This window comes from Micromonospora sp. NPDC005220, assembly GCF_040607895.1.
Lineage (GTDB): Bacteria > Actinomycetota > Actinomycetes > Mycobacteriales > Micromonosporaceae > Micromonospora.
Map to the genome: position 1 here is coordinate 51,159 of NZ_JBEXHP010000003.1, position 17,216 is coordinate 68,374.

General features: G+C 73.1%; 11 protein-coding genes. 7 read left to right on the top strand and 4 right to left on the bottom strand.

Annotated features, from left to right (window positions below; translation table 11 throughout):
• Nucleotides 1-79: 79 nt before the first annotated feature.
• A complete protein-coding gene (ilvA, locus tag ABZU52_RS02215; RefSeq protein WP_354969275.1) occupies nt 80-1,300 on the top strand; it encodes a threonine ammonia-lyase in 1,221 nt (406 codons plus the stop codon).
• A gap of 126 nt (nt 1,301-1,426) precedes the next feature.
• Here the strand turns inward: ilvA and greA are convergent, their stop codons facing one another.
• Together greA and ABZU52_RS02225 are read right to left on the bottom strand one after the other, a co-directional pair.
• Nucleotides 1,427-1,924 carry a transcription elongation factor GreA gene (gene greA, locus ABZU52_RS02220; RefSeq protein WP_091394193.1) on the bottom strand — a complete coding sequence of 166 codons (498 nt, stop codon included), beginning with the start codon at nt 1,922-1,924 and terminating at the stop codon, nt 1,427-1,429.
• Nucleotides 1,925-2,080: 156 nt separating this feature from the next.
• On the bottom strand, nt 2,081-2,521 hold the full coding sequence (locus ABZU52_RS02225) for a DUF4307 domain-containing protein (RefSeq protein WP_354969276.1): 441 nt from the start codon (nt 2,519-2,521) through the stop codon (nt 2,081-2,083).
• Between the two features lie 201 nt (nt 2,522-2,722).
• Here ABZU52_RS02225 and mca point away from each other — a divergent pair, with 201 nt between their 5' ends.
• The 6 genes from mca (at nt 2,723) to purE (ending at nt 10,582) form a co-directional block, all read left to right on the top strand.
• A complete protein-coding gene (gene mca, locus ABZU52_RS02230; protein WP_030337950.1) occupies nt 2,723-3,604 on the top strand; it encodes a mycothiol conjugate amidase Mca in 882 nt (293 codons plus the stop codon).
• 48 nt (nt 3,605-3,652) lie between these two features.
• The gene (locus tag ABZU52_RS02235; protein WP_354969277.1) at nt 3,653-3,946 is read left to right on the top strand and encodes a hypothetical protein; all 294 of its coding nucleotides are present in this window, start codon (nt 3,653-3,655) and stop codon (nt 3,944-3,946) included.
• 179 nt (nt 3,947-4,125) lie between these two features.
• Nucleotides 4,126-6,657, top strand: a complete 2,532-nt coding sequence (locus tag ABZU52_RS02240) for a bifunctional diguanylate cyclase/phosphodiesterase (protein ID WP_354969278.1) — start codon at nt 4,126-4,128, stop codon at nt 6,655-6,657.
• A gap of 52 nt (nt 6,658-6,709) precedes the next feature.
• Nucleotides 6,710-8,746: a thioredoxin domain-containing protein gene (locus ABZU52_RS02245; RefSeq protein ID WP_354969279.1), complete on the top strand. Its 2,037-nt coding sequence runs from the start codon at nt 6,710-6,712 to the stop codon at nt 8,744-8,746.
• A 136-nt stretch (nt 8,747-8,882) separates the two neighbouring features.
• Nucleotides 8,883-10,058, top strand: a complete 1,176-nt coding sequence (locus tag ABZU52_RS02250) for a 5-(carboxyamino)imidazole ribonucleotide synthase (RefSeq protein ID WP_354969280.1) — start codon at nt 8,883-8,885, stop codon at nt 10,056-10,058.
• A gap of 32 nt (nt 10,059-10,090) precedes the next feature.
• Nucleotides 10,091-10,582, top strand: a complete 492-nt coding sequence (gene purE / locus ABZU52_RS02255) for a 5-(carboxyamino)imidazole ribonucleotide mutase (protein ID WP_354969281.1) — start codon at nt 10,091-10,093, stop codon at nt 10,580-10,582.
• A 137-nt stretch (nt 10,583-10,719) separates the two neighbouring features.
• On the opposite strand, the gene ABZU52_RS02260 is transcribed toward purE, so the two are convergent.
• Both ABZU52_RS02260 and ABZU52_RS02265 read right to left on the bottom strand, forming a co-directional pair.
• The gene (locus tag ABZU52_RS02260; RefSeq protein ID WP_354969282.1) at nt 10,720-15,615 is read right to left on the bottom strand and encodes a permease; all 4,896 of its coding nucleotides are present in this window, start codon (nt 15,613-15,615) and stop codon (nt 10,720-10,722) included.
• Nucleotides 15,616-15,765: 150 nt separating this feature from the next.
• Nucleotides 15,766-17,193: a UDP-glucose/GDP-mannose dehydrogenase family protein gene (locus ABZU52_RS02265; RefSeq protein ID WP_354969283.1), complete on the bottom strand. Its 1,428-nt coding sequence runs from the start codon at nt 17,191-17,193 to the stop codon at nt 15,766-15,768.
• Nucleotides 17,194-17,216 lie beyond the last annotated feature (23 nt).

Consider the following 17,216-nt stretch of genomic DNA (forward strand, 5'->3'; position numbering starts at 1 on the left):
TGCGGCACGGCATGCCCGTGCTGGCCAACGGCCGGGGCCCACGGCCTGAGGGCCCGGGGGCGGGTGGCACGATCGGGGCATGACGGAACTGGTTGGCCTCGACGACGTACGGGCTGCGCGGAAACTGCTCGCCGACGTCGTCCGGACCACCCCGCTCGAGCCCTCCCGACCGCTCAGCGCGGCGCTGGGCGGGCCGGTATGGCTCAAGTGCGAGAACGTGCAGCGCGCCGGCTCGTACAAGGTGCGGGGCGCGTACGTCCGGATCTCCCGGTTGTCGGCGGCGGAGCGGGAGCGGGGTGTGGTCGCGGCGAGCGCGGGCAACCACGCGCAGGGCGTGGCCCTCGCCGCCGGTCTGGTCGGCACGCACGCCACCGTCTTCATGCCGGTCAACGCGCCGCTGCCGAAGGTGGCTGCCACCAAGGGGTACGGCGCGCAGGTCGAGCTGGCCGGGAACACCGTCGACGAGTCGCTGGTCGCCGCGCACACGTACGCCGAGCGCACCGGCGCGGTGCTGATCCACCCGTTCGACCACCCCGACGTGATCGCCGGGCAGGGCACGGTGGCGCTGGAGATCCTCGAACAGTGCCCCGAGGTGAAGACGATCATCACCGGGGTGGGCGGCGGCGGTCTGATCTCGGGCATGGCGGTGGCCGCGAAGGCGTTGCGGCCGGACGTCCGGATCATCGGTGTGCAGGCGGCCGGCGCGGCGGCGTTCCCGCCCTCACTGGTGGCCGGAGAACCGGTCCGGCTGCCCGTCTTCTCCACCATCGCCGACGGCATCGCGGTCGGCCGACCGGGGGAGATCACCTTCAACCACGTGCGCAAGCTGGTCGACGAGATCGTCACGGTCTCCGAGGAGGACATCTCCCGGGCCCTGCTGATGCTGCTGGAGCGCGGCAAGCAGGTGGTCGAGCCGGCCGGGGCGGTCGGCGTCGCCGCGCTGCTGGCCGGCGTTGTCGAGGTGGAGACGCCGGTGGTCGCGGTGCTCTCCGGCGGCAACATCGACCCGTTGCTGATGCTGCGGGTGATCGAGCACGGGTTGGCGGCGGCGGGCCGCTACCTGCGGGTGACCGTCCGCTGTTCGGACCGGCCGGGGCAGCTCGCGTCGTTGCTCAGCCAGATCGCCGAGCACCGGGCCAACGTGGTGGACGTGGAGCACCAGCGGGCCAACCCGCACCTCGGCCTCGGTGAGGTGGAGGTGGCGCTGTCGGTGGAGACCCGGGGCGTCGAGCACTCGGACACGCTGATCAGTGCCCTGCGGGCCAGCGGATACCAGGTGGTCTTCGCGGCCGAGGCGTGACACCGGTGGGTGCCACGCCTCGGATGCGCGATGGTTCGGAGCGGGCGCCGGCGACGGGTCAAGCCCGGCCGACAGCGGTCGGCGTCGGTCAGCCTGGCCGGCAGCGGGTGGCGCGACCGGCGATGGTCAGCCGGAGAACGGCTCGAAGCTGACCACTGTCACCTTGATGTCGGCGCCGCTGGGCGCCGTGTAGGTGCAGGTCTGCCCCGCTCGGCCGCCCAGGATCGCCTTGCCCAGCGCGGACTCGGGGCTGTAGACGGTCAGGTCGGTGGTGGCCGCGATCTCCCGAGAACCGAGCAGGAAGGTCTCGGTGTCGTTGGTGTCGTCGTCGAAGTAGATCGTCACCACCATGCCCGGCGACACCGCGTCGGCGGTCGGGGCCTCGCCGACCTTCGCGGTGCGCAGCAACTCCTGCAGGTAGCGGATGCGACCCTCGGCCTTGCCCTGCTCCTCGCGGGCGGCGTGGTAGCCGCCGTTCTCCCGCAGGTCGCCCTCCTCGCGCCGCGCGTTGATCTCGGCTGCGATCGCCGGACGGTTGGCGATGTGCTCGTCGAGCTCGGCCTGGAGGCGGTCGTACGCGTCCTGCGACAGCCAGGTGGCGGGCGCCTCGTTGCCAGTGGACACAGGCGTTCTCCTCAGTTGTGCGTGGCTGGCTGACAGGTGAACTACCAAGTTACCAGTGCGGTACGACACAGCGTGTCGGCCATCACCGCCGGTGTCTGTGATTGACACCCCGGGTAGGCGCTCGCTCAGCCCCGGTTTCGGTGCTGTCAGGGCAGCTCAGGACGGTGGTCGGCAGCGCAGGACCTCGCCGATGAACGGCCGCGCGGTGGTCGCCAGGCGGTGCCGGGTGGTGACGTGTCGATCTCCCGGATCCGCGGTCACGGTGACCTGTTCGCGGGCCACCTCGGCACCGGCACGGTCCCGGGCCCGCAGCACGCAGACCGCTGATCCACCCGGCGGGACGGTCACCCGAAAGTCGACAATCAGCTGATTGTCCGTGATGTCGGTGTACGTGATCACCTGGGCGTCGTAGGCCGGGTCGCCGTACTGGCGGTAGAGCCGGACCGAGATCACGGTCAGCGTCGCCACGAGCGCCAACAGCGCCAGCGCGGCGAGCAGCGTACGGCGGCGCTGACCGCCCGGCGCCCGGCGGCGGCCGTAGCGCCCGGCCGGGAACACCGGCGCGCCTGGTGAAATTGTGGCGTGCGTCTCGGTCACCGGCGGGTATCTCCTGGCGTTGTTGTCGGCGGCATCGGCAAGAATGGCAGAGCCCCATCCTCCCACCCGGTCCAGCGGCGGCAATGGCAGGTCATGCCCGGCCCGGTGACCGGCGGCAGGGTGCGGTGAGGAAGATCCCGGCAGGTCAGCCGGTCGAGCCCGGTCGGGTCCACCGTCCGGCACAGACGAGGAGCGCCGAAGTTGGCAGAGCAACTGCGTCTCATGGCCGTGCACGCGCACCCGGACGACGAGTCGAGCAAGGGCGCGGCGACGACGGCGAAGTATGTCGCTCAGGGGGTGGACGTCCTGGTCGTGACGTGCACGGGCGGCGAGCGCGGGAGCGTGCTCAACCCCAAGCTCGACCGGCCCGACGTGTGGGCCAACATCGGCGAGATTCGGCGGGCCGAGATGGACGCCGCGCGGGCCATCCTCGGCGTGGACCAGGCCTGGCTGGGCTTCGTCGACTCGGGCCTGCCCGAGGGCGACCCGCTGCCGCCGCTGCCCGAGGGTTGTTTCGCCCTCCAGGACGTCGAGGTCGCCGCGGGCCCGCTGGTGCGGTTGATGCGCGAGTTCCGTCCGCACGTCGTGACCACGTACGACGAAGAGGGCGGCTACCCGCACCCCGACCACATCATGTGCCACAAGGTGAGCGTGGCCGCGTTCGAGGCCGCCGGTGACCCGGAGCGCTACCCGGAGCTGGGTGCGCCCTGGCAGCCGCTGAAGCTCTACTACGACATCGGCTTCTCCAAGGGCAAGATCATGGCCCTGCACGAGGGCATGCTGGCCGCCGGTCTGGAGTCGCCCTACGAGGAGTGGCTCAAGCGGTGGGAGGATCGGCCCGACAAGGGCCCCCGGATCACCACCCGGGTCGAATGCGCGGACTACTTCCCGGTCCGCGACGACGCGCTGCGCGCCCACGCCACCCAGGTCGACCCGGATGGCTTCTGGTTCCACGTGCCGATGGAGCTCCAGCAGCGCGCCTGGCCGACCGAGGATTACGAGCTGGCCCGCTCGATGGTCGACAGCCCGCTGCCCGAGTCCGATCTCTTCGCCGGGGTGCGGGAGACGGCGCACGCGCGCTGATTCCCGGCAGGGCTACCCTGGTTACCAACCGCACATCGGAGGAACGCCATGCTGACCGCTACCCAGGTGCTCGCGGAGAACAACTTCGGGGACACCCGCACGGGTGGTCTGGCCGGGCCGATGGGCCTCTTCCTCATCCTGCTGCTGGCCACCGCGACCATCCTGCTGATCCGCAACATGAACGCTCGGCTGCGCCGCCTGCCGGACCGTTTTCCCCAGCAGTCCGGGTCGACCGACCCGACCAGGGCCGATGCGGCAGTCGTCGATCCGACAGACGGGACCGGGGGGCGTGATTCATCCACGCCCGCTCCCAACGGGCACCAGCAGCACCTGAACGGGTAGTCCGCGCATGAATCACGCCGAACCGGGTGGTCGCCCCCTGTTGCGACCACCCGGTTTGGCTTAGCCTTCCGCCGGGGGGACCAAAAGTCTCCGAGCCGTGTGCGGGAGGGGGCGCCGATGACCAGCACAGCACCGGCCGCCCGCCGCGACGTCGGCCGGTCGGCTGACGGGCAAGGTCGATGACCTCCGGTCCGGCCGACGACCCGTTCGATCGGCTCGGGGTGCGTGGCACACCGGGCCGGCTGCTCGTGCTCACCGCCGCCGTCACGCTGACCGCCCTGGCCGCCGCCGCGGTCGGGTTGACCCTCCCGGTCCGGCTGCCGGCCGACGACCCCCTCGGCGGTCCGGCCCGTTTCGGCATCGCCGTCGCCGTGCTGGCCCTCGCCCAGCTCGCCCGGCTGCGATTCCGCTCGGCCGCCGGCATGGTCAGCATCACCTGGGGCGAGGCCGCCCTGATCGTCTGCCTCTACCTGACCCCAGCCGGCTGGCTCCCGTCTGCCACGCTGCTCGGCACCGGGCTGGCCTGGACGATACTGTCGCTGCACAACGACCGCCGCCCGGCCCTGGAGATCGTCCGGATCGCCGCGTCGCTGGCCGCCGCGTCGGCGCTGGCCGTCTCCGTGACCACCGCGCTCGGTCGGCCGCTGCTCTCTCCGCCCACCCCGATGCTGGCGCTGGCCGTGATCGCCGGTTCGGTGACGTACCTCCTGGTGACCGCCTGGCTGGGCGGGGTGACGCTGGGTCTGCGGCACGGGCTGCCGATCGGGCCGCCGCTGCTCGCCGCGTTGCGCGGCAAGCTGCTGATGTTCGTCGGCAACGTGGCCGTCGGCCTCGTGGTGGTCGCTCTGCTGGAGCTCGACCCGCGCTGGCTGCTGTTGCTGCCGCCGCTGCTGTGGCTGCTGCAACAGACCTACCGGTACCGGCTGCGCTCCGATCAGGAGCGCCGCACCTGGCGGGCCTTCGCCGAGGCCACCGCCGCCCTCAACCAGCTCGACGAGCGGGGCGTAGCCAGCGCGGCGGTCACCGGGGCGCTGACCCTGTTCAACGCCGAACTGGTGGACGTCGACGTGGCCCGGGTCGACGGCCGGTGGCACCGCTACCGGGGCGACGCCAGCGGTCAGCTGGTCGACCGGGAGACGGGCCCGCCGGACCAGTCCGAGCCGGACGAACACGAGCTGAGTCGGGCGCTGTCGGTCGGCGCCGCGCCGGTCGGTCGACTGCGGGTGCGGTTCCCCCGTTCGGCCCCGCCCACGGCCCGGGAACGAGACGCGGTGGCCGCGTTCGGCGACGCGCTCGCCGCCGCGCTGCACGACGCCGCGACCCATCACGAGCTGCGGCTGGTGACCGCCCGCTCGTCGTACGAGGCGGTGCACGACCCGCTCACCGGCATCGCCAACCGGGCGGCGATGCTGAGCAAGGGCGATCAGTCGCTGCGACAGCTCAGCCACGATCACCCGGTGGCGCTGCTGCTGCTGGACATCAACCAGTTCAAAGAAGTCAACGACACCCTCGGCCATGCGGCGGGTGACCAACTGCTGCGGCTGACCGCGAACCGTCTCAACGCCCTGGTCCGCCCCGGCGACCTGCTCGGGCGACTCGGCGGCGACGAGTTCGCCCTCCTGCTCACCGCGGTGCCGGTGCTCGGCGACCGGGCCGCCCCGATGGCCCACGCGTTGCGCCAGGCCCGCGAGATCGCCGAACGGCTGGCCGCGCCGACCGAGGTGGCCGGCGTACGGATGTCCATCGAGGTCTCGGTCGGGGTGGTGGTGGCCGCCGCGGGCACCGCAGACCTGACCGAGCTGCTGCGGCGGGCCGACATCGCGATGTACCAGGCCAAGGAGGGCGGTGGCAACGTCGCCGCGTACGACAGCGCCCGCGACGCGGCCAGCACCGACCAGCTCGCCCTGCTGGCCGAGCTGCGTGAGGCGTTGAAGGTCGACGATCAGCTGGTGCTGGCACTGCAACCGGCGGTGGACCTGGCCACGGGTGCGCCCACCGGGGTGGAGGCGCTGATCCGTTGGCAGCACCCCCGGCGCGGGTGGCTGAACCCGGCCGACTTCATCCGGCCGGTGGAGAACAGCGAGCAGCTCGGCACCTTCACCCGTTACGTGCTGAACAAGGCGCTCGGCGTGGCCGCCGGTTGGGCCCGGGAGGGGTTGGATGTCCCGATCTCGGTCAACCTCTCGGCGCGCAGCCTGCTCGACCCCCGGCTGCCCACCGAGATCGCCGACGCGTTGCGCCGCCACCAGGTGCCGCCGCACCGGCTCGTTCTGGAGATCACCGAGACGGTGGTGATGAGCGAGCTGGAGGTCATCGACGAGGTGCTGGCGACGCTCCGGTCGATGGGCGTGCAACTCGCTGTCGACGACTTCGGCACCGGCTTCTCGTCGCTGACCTTCCTCACCCGGATCGCGGTGGACGAGTTGAAGGTGGACCGCTCCTTCGTCATCCGGATGGCCGACTCGCCGGAGGCCGCCGCTATCGTCCGGACGACCGTCGGCCTCGCCCACGAGCTGGGGCTGCGGGTGGTCGCCGAAGGGGTGGAGACCGCCGAGCAGCGGATGGCCCTGGCCGAGCTGGGTTGCACCTCCGCGCAGGGCTACCACTTCTTCAAGCCGATGCCGGCCGACAAGATCGGCGCCGTGCTGGGGTCGCTGCGCGACTCGGCGGAGTCGAACGTGTTCCGGCTCCGCGCCGACGGCGCGTCCTGACCGTCCGGGTGGAGCCCGCGCGGTCCGCGCCGGGGCTGGCTATGGTCGTCAGGTGAACCGACTCGTCGACGCCACCAGCCCGTACCTGCTCCAGCACGCCGACAACCCGGTCGACTGGTGGCAGTGGTCGGACGAGGCGTTCGCCGAGGCGAAGCGGCGGGACGTCCCGGTGCTCATCTCGGTCGGCTACGCGGCCTGCCACTGGTGCCACGTCATGGCGCACGAGTCGTTCGAGAACGCGCAGGTCGGCGCCCTGATGAACGACAACTTCGTATCGATCAAGGTGGATCGTGAGGAGCGTCCGGACGTGGACGCGGTCTACATGACCGCGACCCAGGCGATGACCGGCCAGGGCGGGTGGCCGATGACCGTCTTCGCCGCCCCGGACGGCACCCCGTTCTTCTGCGGCACCTACTTCCCCCGACCCAACTTCATCCAGTTGCTCCAGTCGGTCGCCACCGCCTGGCGGGAGCAGCGCGAGGCGGTGCTGGGCCAGGGCGCCGCCGTGGTCGAGGCGATCGGCGGCGCGCAGGCCGTGGGTGGCCCCACCGCGCCGCTGGACGCCCCGCTGCTCGACGCGGCAGCCGCGAAGCTGGCCAGCGAGTACGACGCCACGAACGGCGGGTTCGGTGGTGCCCCGAAGTTCCCGCCGCACATGAACCTGCTCTTCCTGCTGCGTCACCACCAGCGCACCGGCGACCCGACCAGCCTGGAGATCACCCGGCACACCGCCGAGGCGATGGCCCGGGGCGGCATCTACGACCAGCTCGCGGGCGGCTTCGCCCGGTACTCGGTGGATGCGCACTGGACGGTGCCGCACTTCGAGAAGATGCTCTACGACAACGCGCTGCTGCTGCGGCTCTACACCCAGATGTGGCGACTCACCGGCGACCCGCTGGCCCGCCGGGTGGCCCGGGACACCGCCCGGTTCCTCGCCGACGAGCTGCACCGGCCGGGGCAGGGGTTCGCGTCCGCCCTGGACGCCGACACCGAGGGCGTGGAAGGGCTCACCTACGCCTGGACGCCCGCCCAGCTCGTCGAGGCGTTGGGCGAGGAGGACGGCCGGTTCGCCGCCGACCTGTTCACCGTCACCGACGACGGCACCTTCGAAAAGGGCACGAGCGTGCTCCGGCTGGCCCGGGACGTGGACGATGCCGCGCCCGAGGTACGCGCCCGCTGGCAGCAGGTGGTCGGACGGCTGCTCGCCGCCCGGGACACCCGCCCGCAGCCGGCCCTCGACGACAAGGTGGTGGCCGCCTGGAACGGCCTGGCGATCACCGCCATCGCCGAGTTCCAGCAGGTCGCCGCCGGGTACGTATCCCCACAGGACGAGGATGCCAACCTGATGGACGGCATCACCATCGTCGCCGACGGGGCGATGCGCCAGGCCGCCGAGCACCTGGCCACCGTGCACCTGGTCGACGGCCGGCTGCGCCGGGTCTCCCGCAACGGCAAGGTCGGCGAGCCGGCCGGTGTCCTGGAGGACTACGGCTGTGTGGCCGAGGCCTTCTGCGCGCTGCACCAGCTCACCGGCGACGGCCGCTGGCTCACCCTGGCCGGCGAGCTGCTGGACACCGCCCTGGCGCACTTCGCCGCCCCCGGAGGCGCCTTCTACGACACCGCCGACGACGCGGAGCGGCTCGTCGCCCGGCCGGCCGACCCGACCGACAACGCCACGCCGTCCGGCCGGTCGGCGATGATCGCCGGGTTGGTGGCGTACTCGGCGTTGACCGGGGAGACACGCTACCGGGAGGCCGCCGAGGCGGCCCTGAGCACTGTCGCGCCGATCGTCGGGCAGCACCCCCGGTTCACCGGGTACGCGGCCATGGTCGGCGAGGCGTTGCTCTCCGGGCCGTACGAGATCGCCGTGGCCACCGACGATCCGGCCGGCGACCCCCTGGTGGCCGCCGCCCACCGGCACGCCCCGCCCGGGGCGGTGGTCGTCGCCGGCCGTCCGGACCAGCCGGGTGTGCCGCTGCTCGCCGACCGTCCGCTGGTCGACGGGCGGTCCGCCGCGTACGTCTGCCGGGGTTTCGTCTGCCAGCGGCCGGTCACCTCGGTGGAGGAACTAATCGCCGAGCTGAGCTGAGCTGAGCTGAGCTGAGCGCACCGCCACGCCGGGTAGTCGCCCGCGCCGTCCGCCGGGTGCTCCCGCCAGCGGTTCCGTGGTGGGTCGCCAGCCCTCCCGGTGGGCCCGTCGGCGGCCCGGATAGGCTGGCCGCGCTATGGATTCCCGTACCGGTCTGCCAGTTGTCGGCATGGTGGGTGGCGGCCAGTTGGCCCGGATGACCCACCAGGCCGCGATCGCCCTCGGCCAGTCACTGCGTGTGCTCGCGACCGCCCCCGACGACGGCGCGGCGCTGGTCGCCGCCGATGTCCAGTACGGCGACCACACCGACCTGGCCGCCCTGCGCACCTTCGCCAAGGGCTGCGACGTGGTCACCTTCGACCACGAGCACGTGCCCTCCGAACACATCCGCACGCTGGCGGCGGAAGGCGTGCCGCTGTACCCGCCGGCGGACGCGCTGCTGCACGCGCAGGACAAGCAGGTCATGCGGGAACGCCTGACCGAGCTGGGCGCCCCCAACCCGGCCTGGCGCCCGGTCGGGGAGCCCGCCGACCTGATCAGCTTCGGCGAGCAGGTCGGCTGGCCGGTGGTGCTCAAGGCGGCGCGGGGTGGGTACGACGGCCGGGGCGTCTGGATGGTCGACGACGCCGCCCAGGCCACCGAGTTGGCGACCACGCTGCTCGCTGGCGGCACCCGGCTGATCGTCGAGGAGCGGGTGCCGCTGCGGCGGGAGTTGGCCGTGCAGGTGGCCCGTTCGCCGTTCGGTCAGGTGGCCGCGTACCCGGTGGTCGAGACGGTGCAGCGCGACGGCATCAACGTGGAGGTGCTGGCCCCGGCACCCGGCCTGGACGAGGAGCTGGCGGTCTCCGCGCAGCAGCTCGCCATCGACCTGGCCACCGCGCTCGGTGTGATCGGCCTGCTGGCCGTGGAGCTGTTCGAAGTGCGCGACGACGCCGGCCGGCCCGCGATCGTGGTCAACGAGCTGGCGATGCGTCCGCACAACTCCGGGCACTGGACCATCGAGGGCGCCCGGACTTCGCAGTTCGAGCAGCACCTGCGGGCCGTGCTGGACTACCCGATGGGTGACACCGCGCTGACCGCCCCGGTGGTGGTGTCGGCGAACGTGCTCGGCGGTGAGCCGGGCGGAATGTCGATCGACGAGCGGTTGCACCACCTCTTCGCCGCCGAGCCGGGTGCCAAGGTGCACCTGTACGGCAAGCAGGTGCGACCTGGCCGCAAGATCGGGCACGTCACGGTGCTCGGCGACGACCTGGACGACCTGCGGGCACGGGCCGCACGGGCCGCGCGCTGGCTGCGCGAGGGGCACGAGTGAACCACGATTTCGGAAACGAGGAGAGGCCCGCAGTGAGCACGGTTGGGCTGATCATGGGTAGCGACTCGGACTGGCCGACGATGCGGGCCGCCGCCGAGGTGTTGGACGACTTCGGCGTGGCGTACGAGGTGCGCGTGATCTCGGCGCACCGGACTCCGGTCGCGATGATCGAGTACGGACGCGACGCCGCCGCCCGCGGCCTCAAGGTGATCATCGCGGGGGCGGGTGGTGCCGCCGCGCTTCCCGGCATGGTCGCGTCGGTGACGCCGCTGCCGGTGATCGGGGTGCCGGTGCCTCTGAAGCACCTCGACGGCATGGACTCGCTGCTGTCCATCGTGCAGATGCCGGCCGGGGTCCCGGTCGCCACCGTGTCGATCGGCAACGCCCGCAACGCCGGCCTGCTCGCCGTACGGATCCTCGGGGCGAGCGACGAAAACCTGCGCGCCCAGATGACGACCTACCAGCAGGGCCTGGAAGAGCTGGTAGCAACCAAGGAAGCCGCCCTCCAGGCAACCCTGCGCTAAGCCGTCGGCGGTAACCGACCCGCGAGCGCGCCCGTCGGCCGCGCCCGTCCCGCGAGCCGCGCCCGTCGCTCGTGAGCAACCCGCGAGCCGTGCCCAGTCACCCTGCCTACTCACGCACCCCGCCGTGACCCTCCGCCTTATCTCATGCCGCGTAGGGCGGTCTGTAGGCGTTCCTGGGCGCGGCGGCGGCGCTCGTTGCTCGCGCCGAGCACCAGTAGCAGGATGCCCACCGGGATCAGCGCCAGCCACGGGCCCAGGCTGAACAGGGCGTGGATCGCCGTGATCGCGGTGACCGACGCGCCGACGATCACCGGCGCCTGCTGCCGACTGGACGAGCCGAAGACCAGCACCGCGACCGCGCCGAGCAGCAGCAGCATCTGCCGCATCGTGCTGGACTCGGTGGCCAGCACGATGGCCAGCGTCGGCACGAAGGCCGCGACCAGTGCCGGCCCGTACGCCACCCAACTGCTCATGTCCGGTCGGTGGCGCAGCTCCAGGACCCCGACGAGGAGGGCCAGCGCGGCGAACGGCAGCGTGTACGCCTCGGGCAGCGCCACGTCGGCGACCCGCATCAGGATCCACCACGCGGTGATCTCACAGACCACCACCGCCCAGAACAGGATCCGACGTTCCACCGGCCGGCGACCGGTTCGGGTGGCTGCCACCCCCAGGACAGCGCCCCAGGCGGCCAGCAGGGCGGCGATGTGTCGGGGCGAGTCGAAGGCGAGGGCCAACGCGATCAGCGCGGCAGCGTACCCGGTCCATTCCACAGTGGACGCCTCCCGCTGCGCCTCCGGACGGCGCAGCCGGGGCAGCGTCGCGGCGAGCACCTGGAGGACCGCGCCGACGGCCAGCACCCCGAACGCGGACCAGACCGCCGCCAGCCCGGCGACCAGGCCGGCGGTGAGCACGAAGAGCTGCGCCATGAGTGAGGCGAAGAGCCAGCCGAGGATGCGCGCCCGCTGGGTGGTGCCGAACAGTGCCGCCACCGCGCCCACCCCGACCGCGCTGCCGAGGGTGAACAGGGTCATCTGCCGGTCGGCCAGGCTGCCGGCGAGCCCGGCGCTGCCACCGGCCAGACCGATGACGAACACCAGCACCCGGGCCAGCCGCAGCGAGCGGGCCCGCTCGACCAGTGGCGGCGGTGGGGTCAGCGCGAGACCGAGCATCGCGATGGTGAAGACGGAGAGCGCAGCGACGGTGCTGGCGGGCCAGCCCTGGCCCAGCGCGATCGGTGCGATCAGCAGCGTGACGGCTGCCCCGGGCAGCACCACCGGCACGGCCCGGGACCGGCGCCCGCCGCTGAACCCGGTGGCGGCCAACGCGGCGGTCGCGGTGAGCAGCAGCGCCGTCAGCACGTGGGTCGGGTTGACCACGTCCGGTGGTGGGGTGAGCAACTCCGGCGACGGGCCCTGCCAGATCCGGGTCAGCGTGCGGTGCGGCTCGACCAGGGCGGTGACCAGCGCGGGTGCGATCGACGCGAGGGCCAGGGCAGTCGGCAGCGCCGCCGCGGCCAACGCGCCCGCGGCCGGGTTGACCCGCCACCGCCGCGACTCTGGATCATCTGGCAGTCGCCGGAGCGCGCCGTCGAGCCGTACCGCCCAGCGCCGGACCGGTTGGGCGGCGCCGGTGGGTGGCACGGTGGCCGCGCGGATCAGCTCGGCCAGCACCCCGAGCAGGGCGGCGGCGGCCGCGTAGACGCCGGCGGCGAGACCGGTGGGGATGGCGGCGAGGGCGCTGATGGTGGCCCCGCCGACCACCGCCACGCTGACCCAGGGCAGATACTGCGGCACCTGCCGGCGGACGGCGGCCACGGCGGCCAGGCCGAGGCTGGTCGCGGCCAGCGCGGCGGTCAGCACCACCTGCGCCGAGTGTTCGAACTCGGCAGCCAGCGCCGCCACCGCACCGGGCAGGGCCAGCAGGGCGGCGCCGATCGCCGCGCCACCGATCTGCGCCAGGTGCGGTGGCATCCCCTCGGTGTCGATGTCGGTGACCTGCGGTCCGGCGAGGACGCGGGCCAGCGTGGCCACCACCACGCCGATCAGCGCGATGCTGCCCAGCGCCAACGCCGTGGTCCATGGGCGGACCAGTCCGGCTCCGGCGGCGTGCAGCGCGACGACCCCGGCCACGGTGGCCCGGGACAGCCCGGCGCGGGCCTCCTCGGTGGCCACCGCGGCCATTCCGAACACGGTGGCGACCATTCCGCCGACCAGCACCGGCGACCACCAGGCCAGGTCGAACGCGGCTGGCGCGCCGATCGTGGCGAGCACCACCGCCACGCCGGACACGTCCCAGCGCCAGGGCGGTGGGAGCAGGATGCCGGCCGCGAGCGCCAGCAGCGCCAGCGCGACCGGTGCCTGCCAGGCGGCACCGCCGACCGGGGCGGCCGGCCAGTCGCTCAGGTCGCCCCGCCAGATCGGGCCGGGGGTGGCCAGGACGCCGACCCCACCGCGCACCGCTGACCAGCCGGCGAGTACGCCGATCAGGGCGCCGCCGACGGCGAGGCCGAGGATCGGCCCGCGTCGCCACTCCTCCGGCATGCTGCGGGCGCCGACGGCGACCACCAGGAGCAGGGCGGCGGCCACGGCCAGTTGCCCGCCGGGGGCGAGGACCGCCCCGATCCGTACCAGCGTGGCGATCAAGGCGGTGGTGACCGCTGCGGCGGCCAGGTCCGAGCCGTCGAGAGTGAGGTCGGCTCGACGGCCGGCGTCGATGGAGGGAGCCAGGAAGAGCAGCACCGCCGCGACCAGCAGGAGCGCGCCGACCCAGGCGTCGGCGACGGTCGCGCCGGGTGCCCCGAACGCGGCGGCGGTGACCATCAGCGCGCCCAGGCCGGTGCCGACCGACAGCGGCGCGGGGATGTGCCGCTGGGAGACCTGCACGACGGCGGCGTAGCCGAGGGTCACGCAGACCGCCAGGAAGCTGGCCGCCAGGACCGGGACGGTCACCTCGCGGAGGCTCGCCGGGGTGGGGGTCGGGTCGCTCGGCATGGTCGCGGCCACGAACGCGGCCACCGCCCCGGGCAGCGCGAACGCGGCGCCACCGGCGGCCCAGGCGGTGACCGTGTCGGAGGCGGCCGAGGCGATCCGGATTCGGGGCGCCAGCGCGACCAGCGTCCCGGCCACGAACAGGGCGATCAGGACCGCGGCGGTGAGGGTGGGGCTGGACAGGCTGGCCCCCGCGCCGAACAGGCCGACCACGGCCGCCCCGATGGCGTGCGCGAGCGCGGCCCGGTCGGTGCGGGCGGACAGCCCGATGACCCCGATGCCGATCGCGGTGATCACCATTGGCCAGGGTGCCGTCGTCCAGCCGAGACCGAACGAGGCCGGGACGGCGAGCGCGGTCAGCGCCGCGCCGGCCACCGCGAACTCCCGGCGGATCTCGGTGGGCAGGGCCAGCACCGCCGCGATGGTGAGCAGGAATGCGGCACCCGCGAGCTGCCAGGTGGTCGGCCCGACCGCGGCGGCCAACTCGCCCGGGTACCGGCTGAGGTCGGGGCCCCAGGCGGGCAGCGCCGCCCGGACCGGTGCCACCCCGGCGCGGAGCGCGCCGCCGGCGACCACCAGACCGCTGACGGTCAGCGCCACCGCGGAGGCGATCTGTGGGCCACGTCGGGCCGCCTCCGGGACCGCGCGTACCGCCAGCCCGGTCACCGTGATGACCGCCGCGATCAGCAGCAGCGCCCGGCCGGGGAGGGCCACCGAGGCGATTCGGCTGAGCGCGCCGATCACGGCCAGGGTGACGATGCCGGCTGCCACGTCGGGCAGTGGCGGACGACGCAGCACCAGCGCGCCGACCAGCCCGATCAGGGCGGCCAGCAGCAGCACCACCCCGGCGCCGGTCGCGGTCGGCACGGTCTGTGCCCGCAGCAGGGCGGTGACCGCGTACGCCAGCGAGACGGCGACCGCCAGAGCGTGCAGCAACCAGGTCAGCTCCCGCAGGCCGGGCACCGGGCGGGCCGGCTGTGGGTCGGCGGAGCCCCCACTGGCGTCGATCAGTTCGGCGGCCTCCTCCGGGTCGCCCTCCGGTCGGCCCTCGGCGTCGCGTTGGCGGGGCGCCGACGGCGGGCCCGGCGGTGGCAGGTCCTGCCGGACCGGGCGCTCCACGGCCACCCCTGAGCGGGCCAGGCCGAGGTTGACGAGGGCGACCAGGGCCAGCACCAGCGCCCAGCCGCCCGGCCCGCTGATCTGGTCGTACGCCAGCAGAGGCAGCACCGGCTGTGCGGCGAGCACGGTGGCGAAGCGGGGCGCGCGCAGACCCGTCCAACCGGCGTACCCGAGTGCGACGACGGCGGTGACCGCGAAGATCACCCCGGCGAAGACCGTGCCGGATGCGCCGTCGGTGCCGATCCGGTCCACCGCCCAGAGGGCGTTGCCGGCGAGCGGCACCAGCAGCAGGCCGACCGCGGCGATGGTCTCGGCGGTCGAGGTGAGACCACGTCGGGCCAGTGCCGGTGGGGCGAGCAGCATCAGCACGGTGGCCACAAGCAGGATGCCGAGCCGGGCCAGCGCGTCCATCGAGCTGGTGGCCACCGCGGCGAAGACCACCGCGGCCACTCCGAGCAGCAGCGCGCCCAGCCCGAGCGGGATGTTCTGCACCTCCCGCGAGGAGGCCTCCGGCGGGTGCTCCGGGTCGTCCACGTCCAGCCAGGTGGCCCGGGGTGGGGGCGGCGGCGGATCCTCCGGGGCGGGTGGAGTGCCCTGGCGGGGCACCCGGGGTGGCGCTCCGGTGGTGGCGGTCGGTGGCCGCCGGCCGGGGCGGCGGCGCAGCACCCGACGTGGCCGGGTGGCCTGTTTGATCCGCTCCTCGCCGGCGTGGGCGAGGATGTCCCGCTGGAAGAGCGCGGCCTGCATCTTCGCGGCGATCTGCCGCTGTTCGCGAGCGATGGCGGCGTCGCGCGCCTTCATCTCCGCGATCGAACGCTCAATGTCGGCCAGGTGCTCGACCCACTGTGGTTGATCTGCCCCACAGTGCGGGCATCGGACGGCCGGCTTGATCTCCCGGCCGCACGAGGAGCATTGAAAGGTCGCCACGACACCCCTCCACCCGCACTGTGGACTCCCACTGTCGCAGCATGCCCAAAGCTGGCGCGGATTTCGACTCTTGTCGGCGGGTCCCGGGCAAACAACGACACCGGCCGGCCATCGAGGTGCTCGATGACCGGCCGGTGGGCGTCGGTGCCGTCAGGGGCGACCCATGCCCCGGTACTCCCAACCCGCCTGGGTCCACAGTGCCGGGTCGAGGCAGTTGCGGCCGTCGACGACCTTGCGGCCGTTGACCAACTCGCCGAGGGCGACCGGGTCTGCGTTGCGGAAGTCGGCCCACTCGGTGAGAACGCAGACCAGGTCGGCGTTGCTGACCGCCTCGTTGATGCTGCTCTCGTACGTCAACTCGGGAACCGCGCGGCGGGCGTTCTCGGTGCCCTGCGGGTCGTACACGTGCACGTCGGCGCCGGCCTTGTGCAGCAGCGCGGCGACGGCGAGCGCCGGGGCGTCGCGGACGTCGTCGGTGTTGGGCTTGAAGGTGGCACCCAGCACGGCGATCCGGGTGCCGGAGAAGTCCGGGCCGGCCGGGCCGGAGCGGCGGCCGAGCAGGTCCGCGGCGAGCTGGAGCACCCGGGTACGCCGGCGCAGGTTGATCAGGTCGACCTCGTGCAGGAAGCGCAGCGCCTCGCCGGCGCCCAACTCCTGAGCGCGGGCCTGGAAGGCCCGGATGTCCTTGGGCAGGCAGGCGCCGCCGAAGCCGAGGCCGGCCTGGAGGAACCGGTTGCCGATCCGCGGGTCGTAGCCGATCGCGCGGGCCAGCTGGGTGACGTCGCCACCGGAGGCCTCGCAGACCTCGGCCATCGCGTTGATGAAGGAGATCTTGGTGGCCAGGAAGGCGTTCGCGGCGACCTTGACCAGCTCGGCGGTGGAGAAGTCGGTGACCACCAGGGGCACCTCGCGGTCCTCCGTGGCGGCCAGGTCGAACACGCCCTTGTGCGCGGCGTAGAGCATGCCGTTGGCCCACTCGCTCTTGACGCCGACCACGATCCGGTTGGGCCGCAGGACGTCGTCGACGGCGAAGCCCTCCTGGAGGAACTCCGGGCTCCACGCGACTTCGACGTCCAGGTCGTCCGGGGTGTGCTTGCCGACGAGCTGCTCGACCCACTCGGCGGTGCCGACCGGCACGGTGGACTTGCCGACGATCAACGCCTTACGGGTCAGGTGCTGCGCGAGGCTGGTGACCGACGCCTCGACGTACGACAGGTCGGCGCCCATGCCGTCGGCCCGCTGCGGGGTGCCGACGCAGATGAAGTGCACGTCGCCGAAGTCGGCGGTCTCGGCGATGTCGGTGCTGAATCGCAGGCGGCCGGCGGCGAGGTTGCGCTTGAGCAGCTCGTCCAGGCCGGGCTCGTGGATCGGCACCTGACCGGCGTTCAGCATCGCGATTTTGTCCGCGTCGACGTCGAATCCGAGGACCTCGTACCCCAGTTCGGCGTAGCAGATGGCGTACGTCGCACCGAGATAACCGGTACCCAGGAACGTCACCCGCGGCCGGGGTGCGCCTGAAGGCGGTGTCACCGCGGCGATGGCGGGGGTCGGCTGGATGGTGGGGTAGGGGATCGTCACGCCTGTCTTCTCCGCTCGCACTG

Excerpts from the sequence above, each read along its gene's own strand:
- ilvA (WP_354969275.1), top strand. The coding sequence starts at position 80 with ATGACGGAACTGGTTGGCCTCGACGACGTACGGGCTGCGCGGAAACTG.
- ABZU52_RS02235 (WP_354969277.1), top strand. The coding sequence starts at position 3,653 with ATGCTGACCGCTACCCAGGTGCTCGCGGAGAACAACTTCGGGGACACC.
- ABZU52_RS02240 (WP_354969278.1), top strand. The coding sequence starts at position 4,126 with ATGACCTCCGGTCCGGCCGACGACCCGTTCGATCGGCTCGGGGTGCGT.
- ABZU52_RS02250 (WP_354969280.1), top strand. The coding sequence starts at position 8,883 with ATGGATTCCCGTACCGGTCTGCCAGTTGTCGGCATGGTGGGTGGCGGC.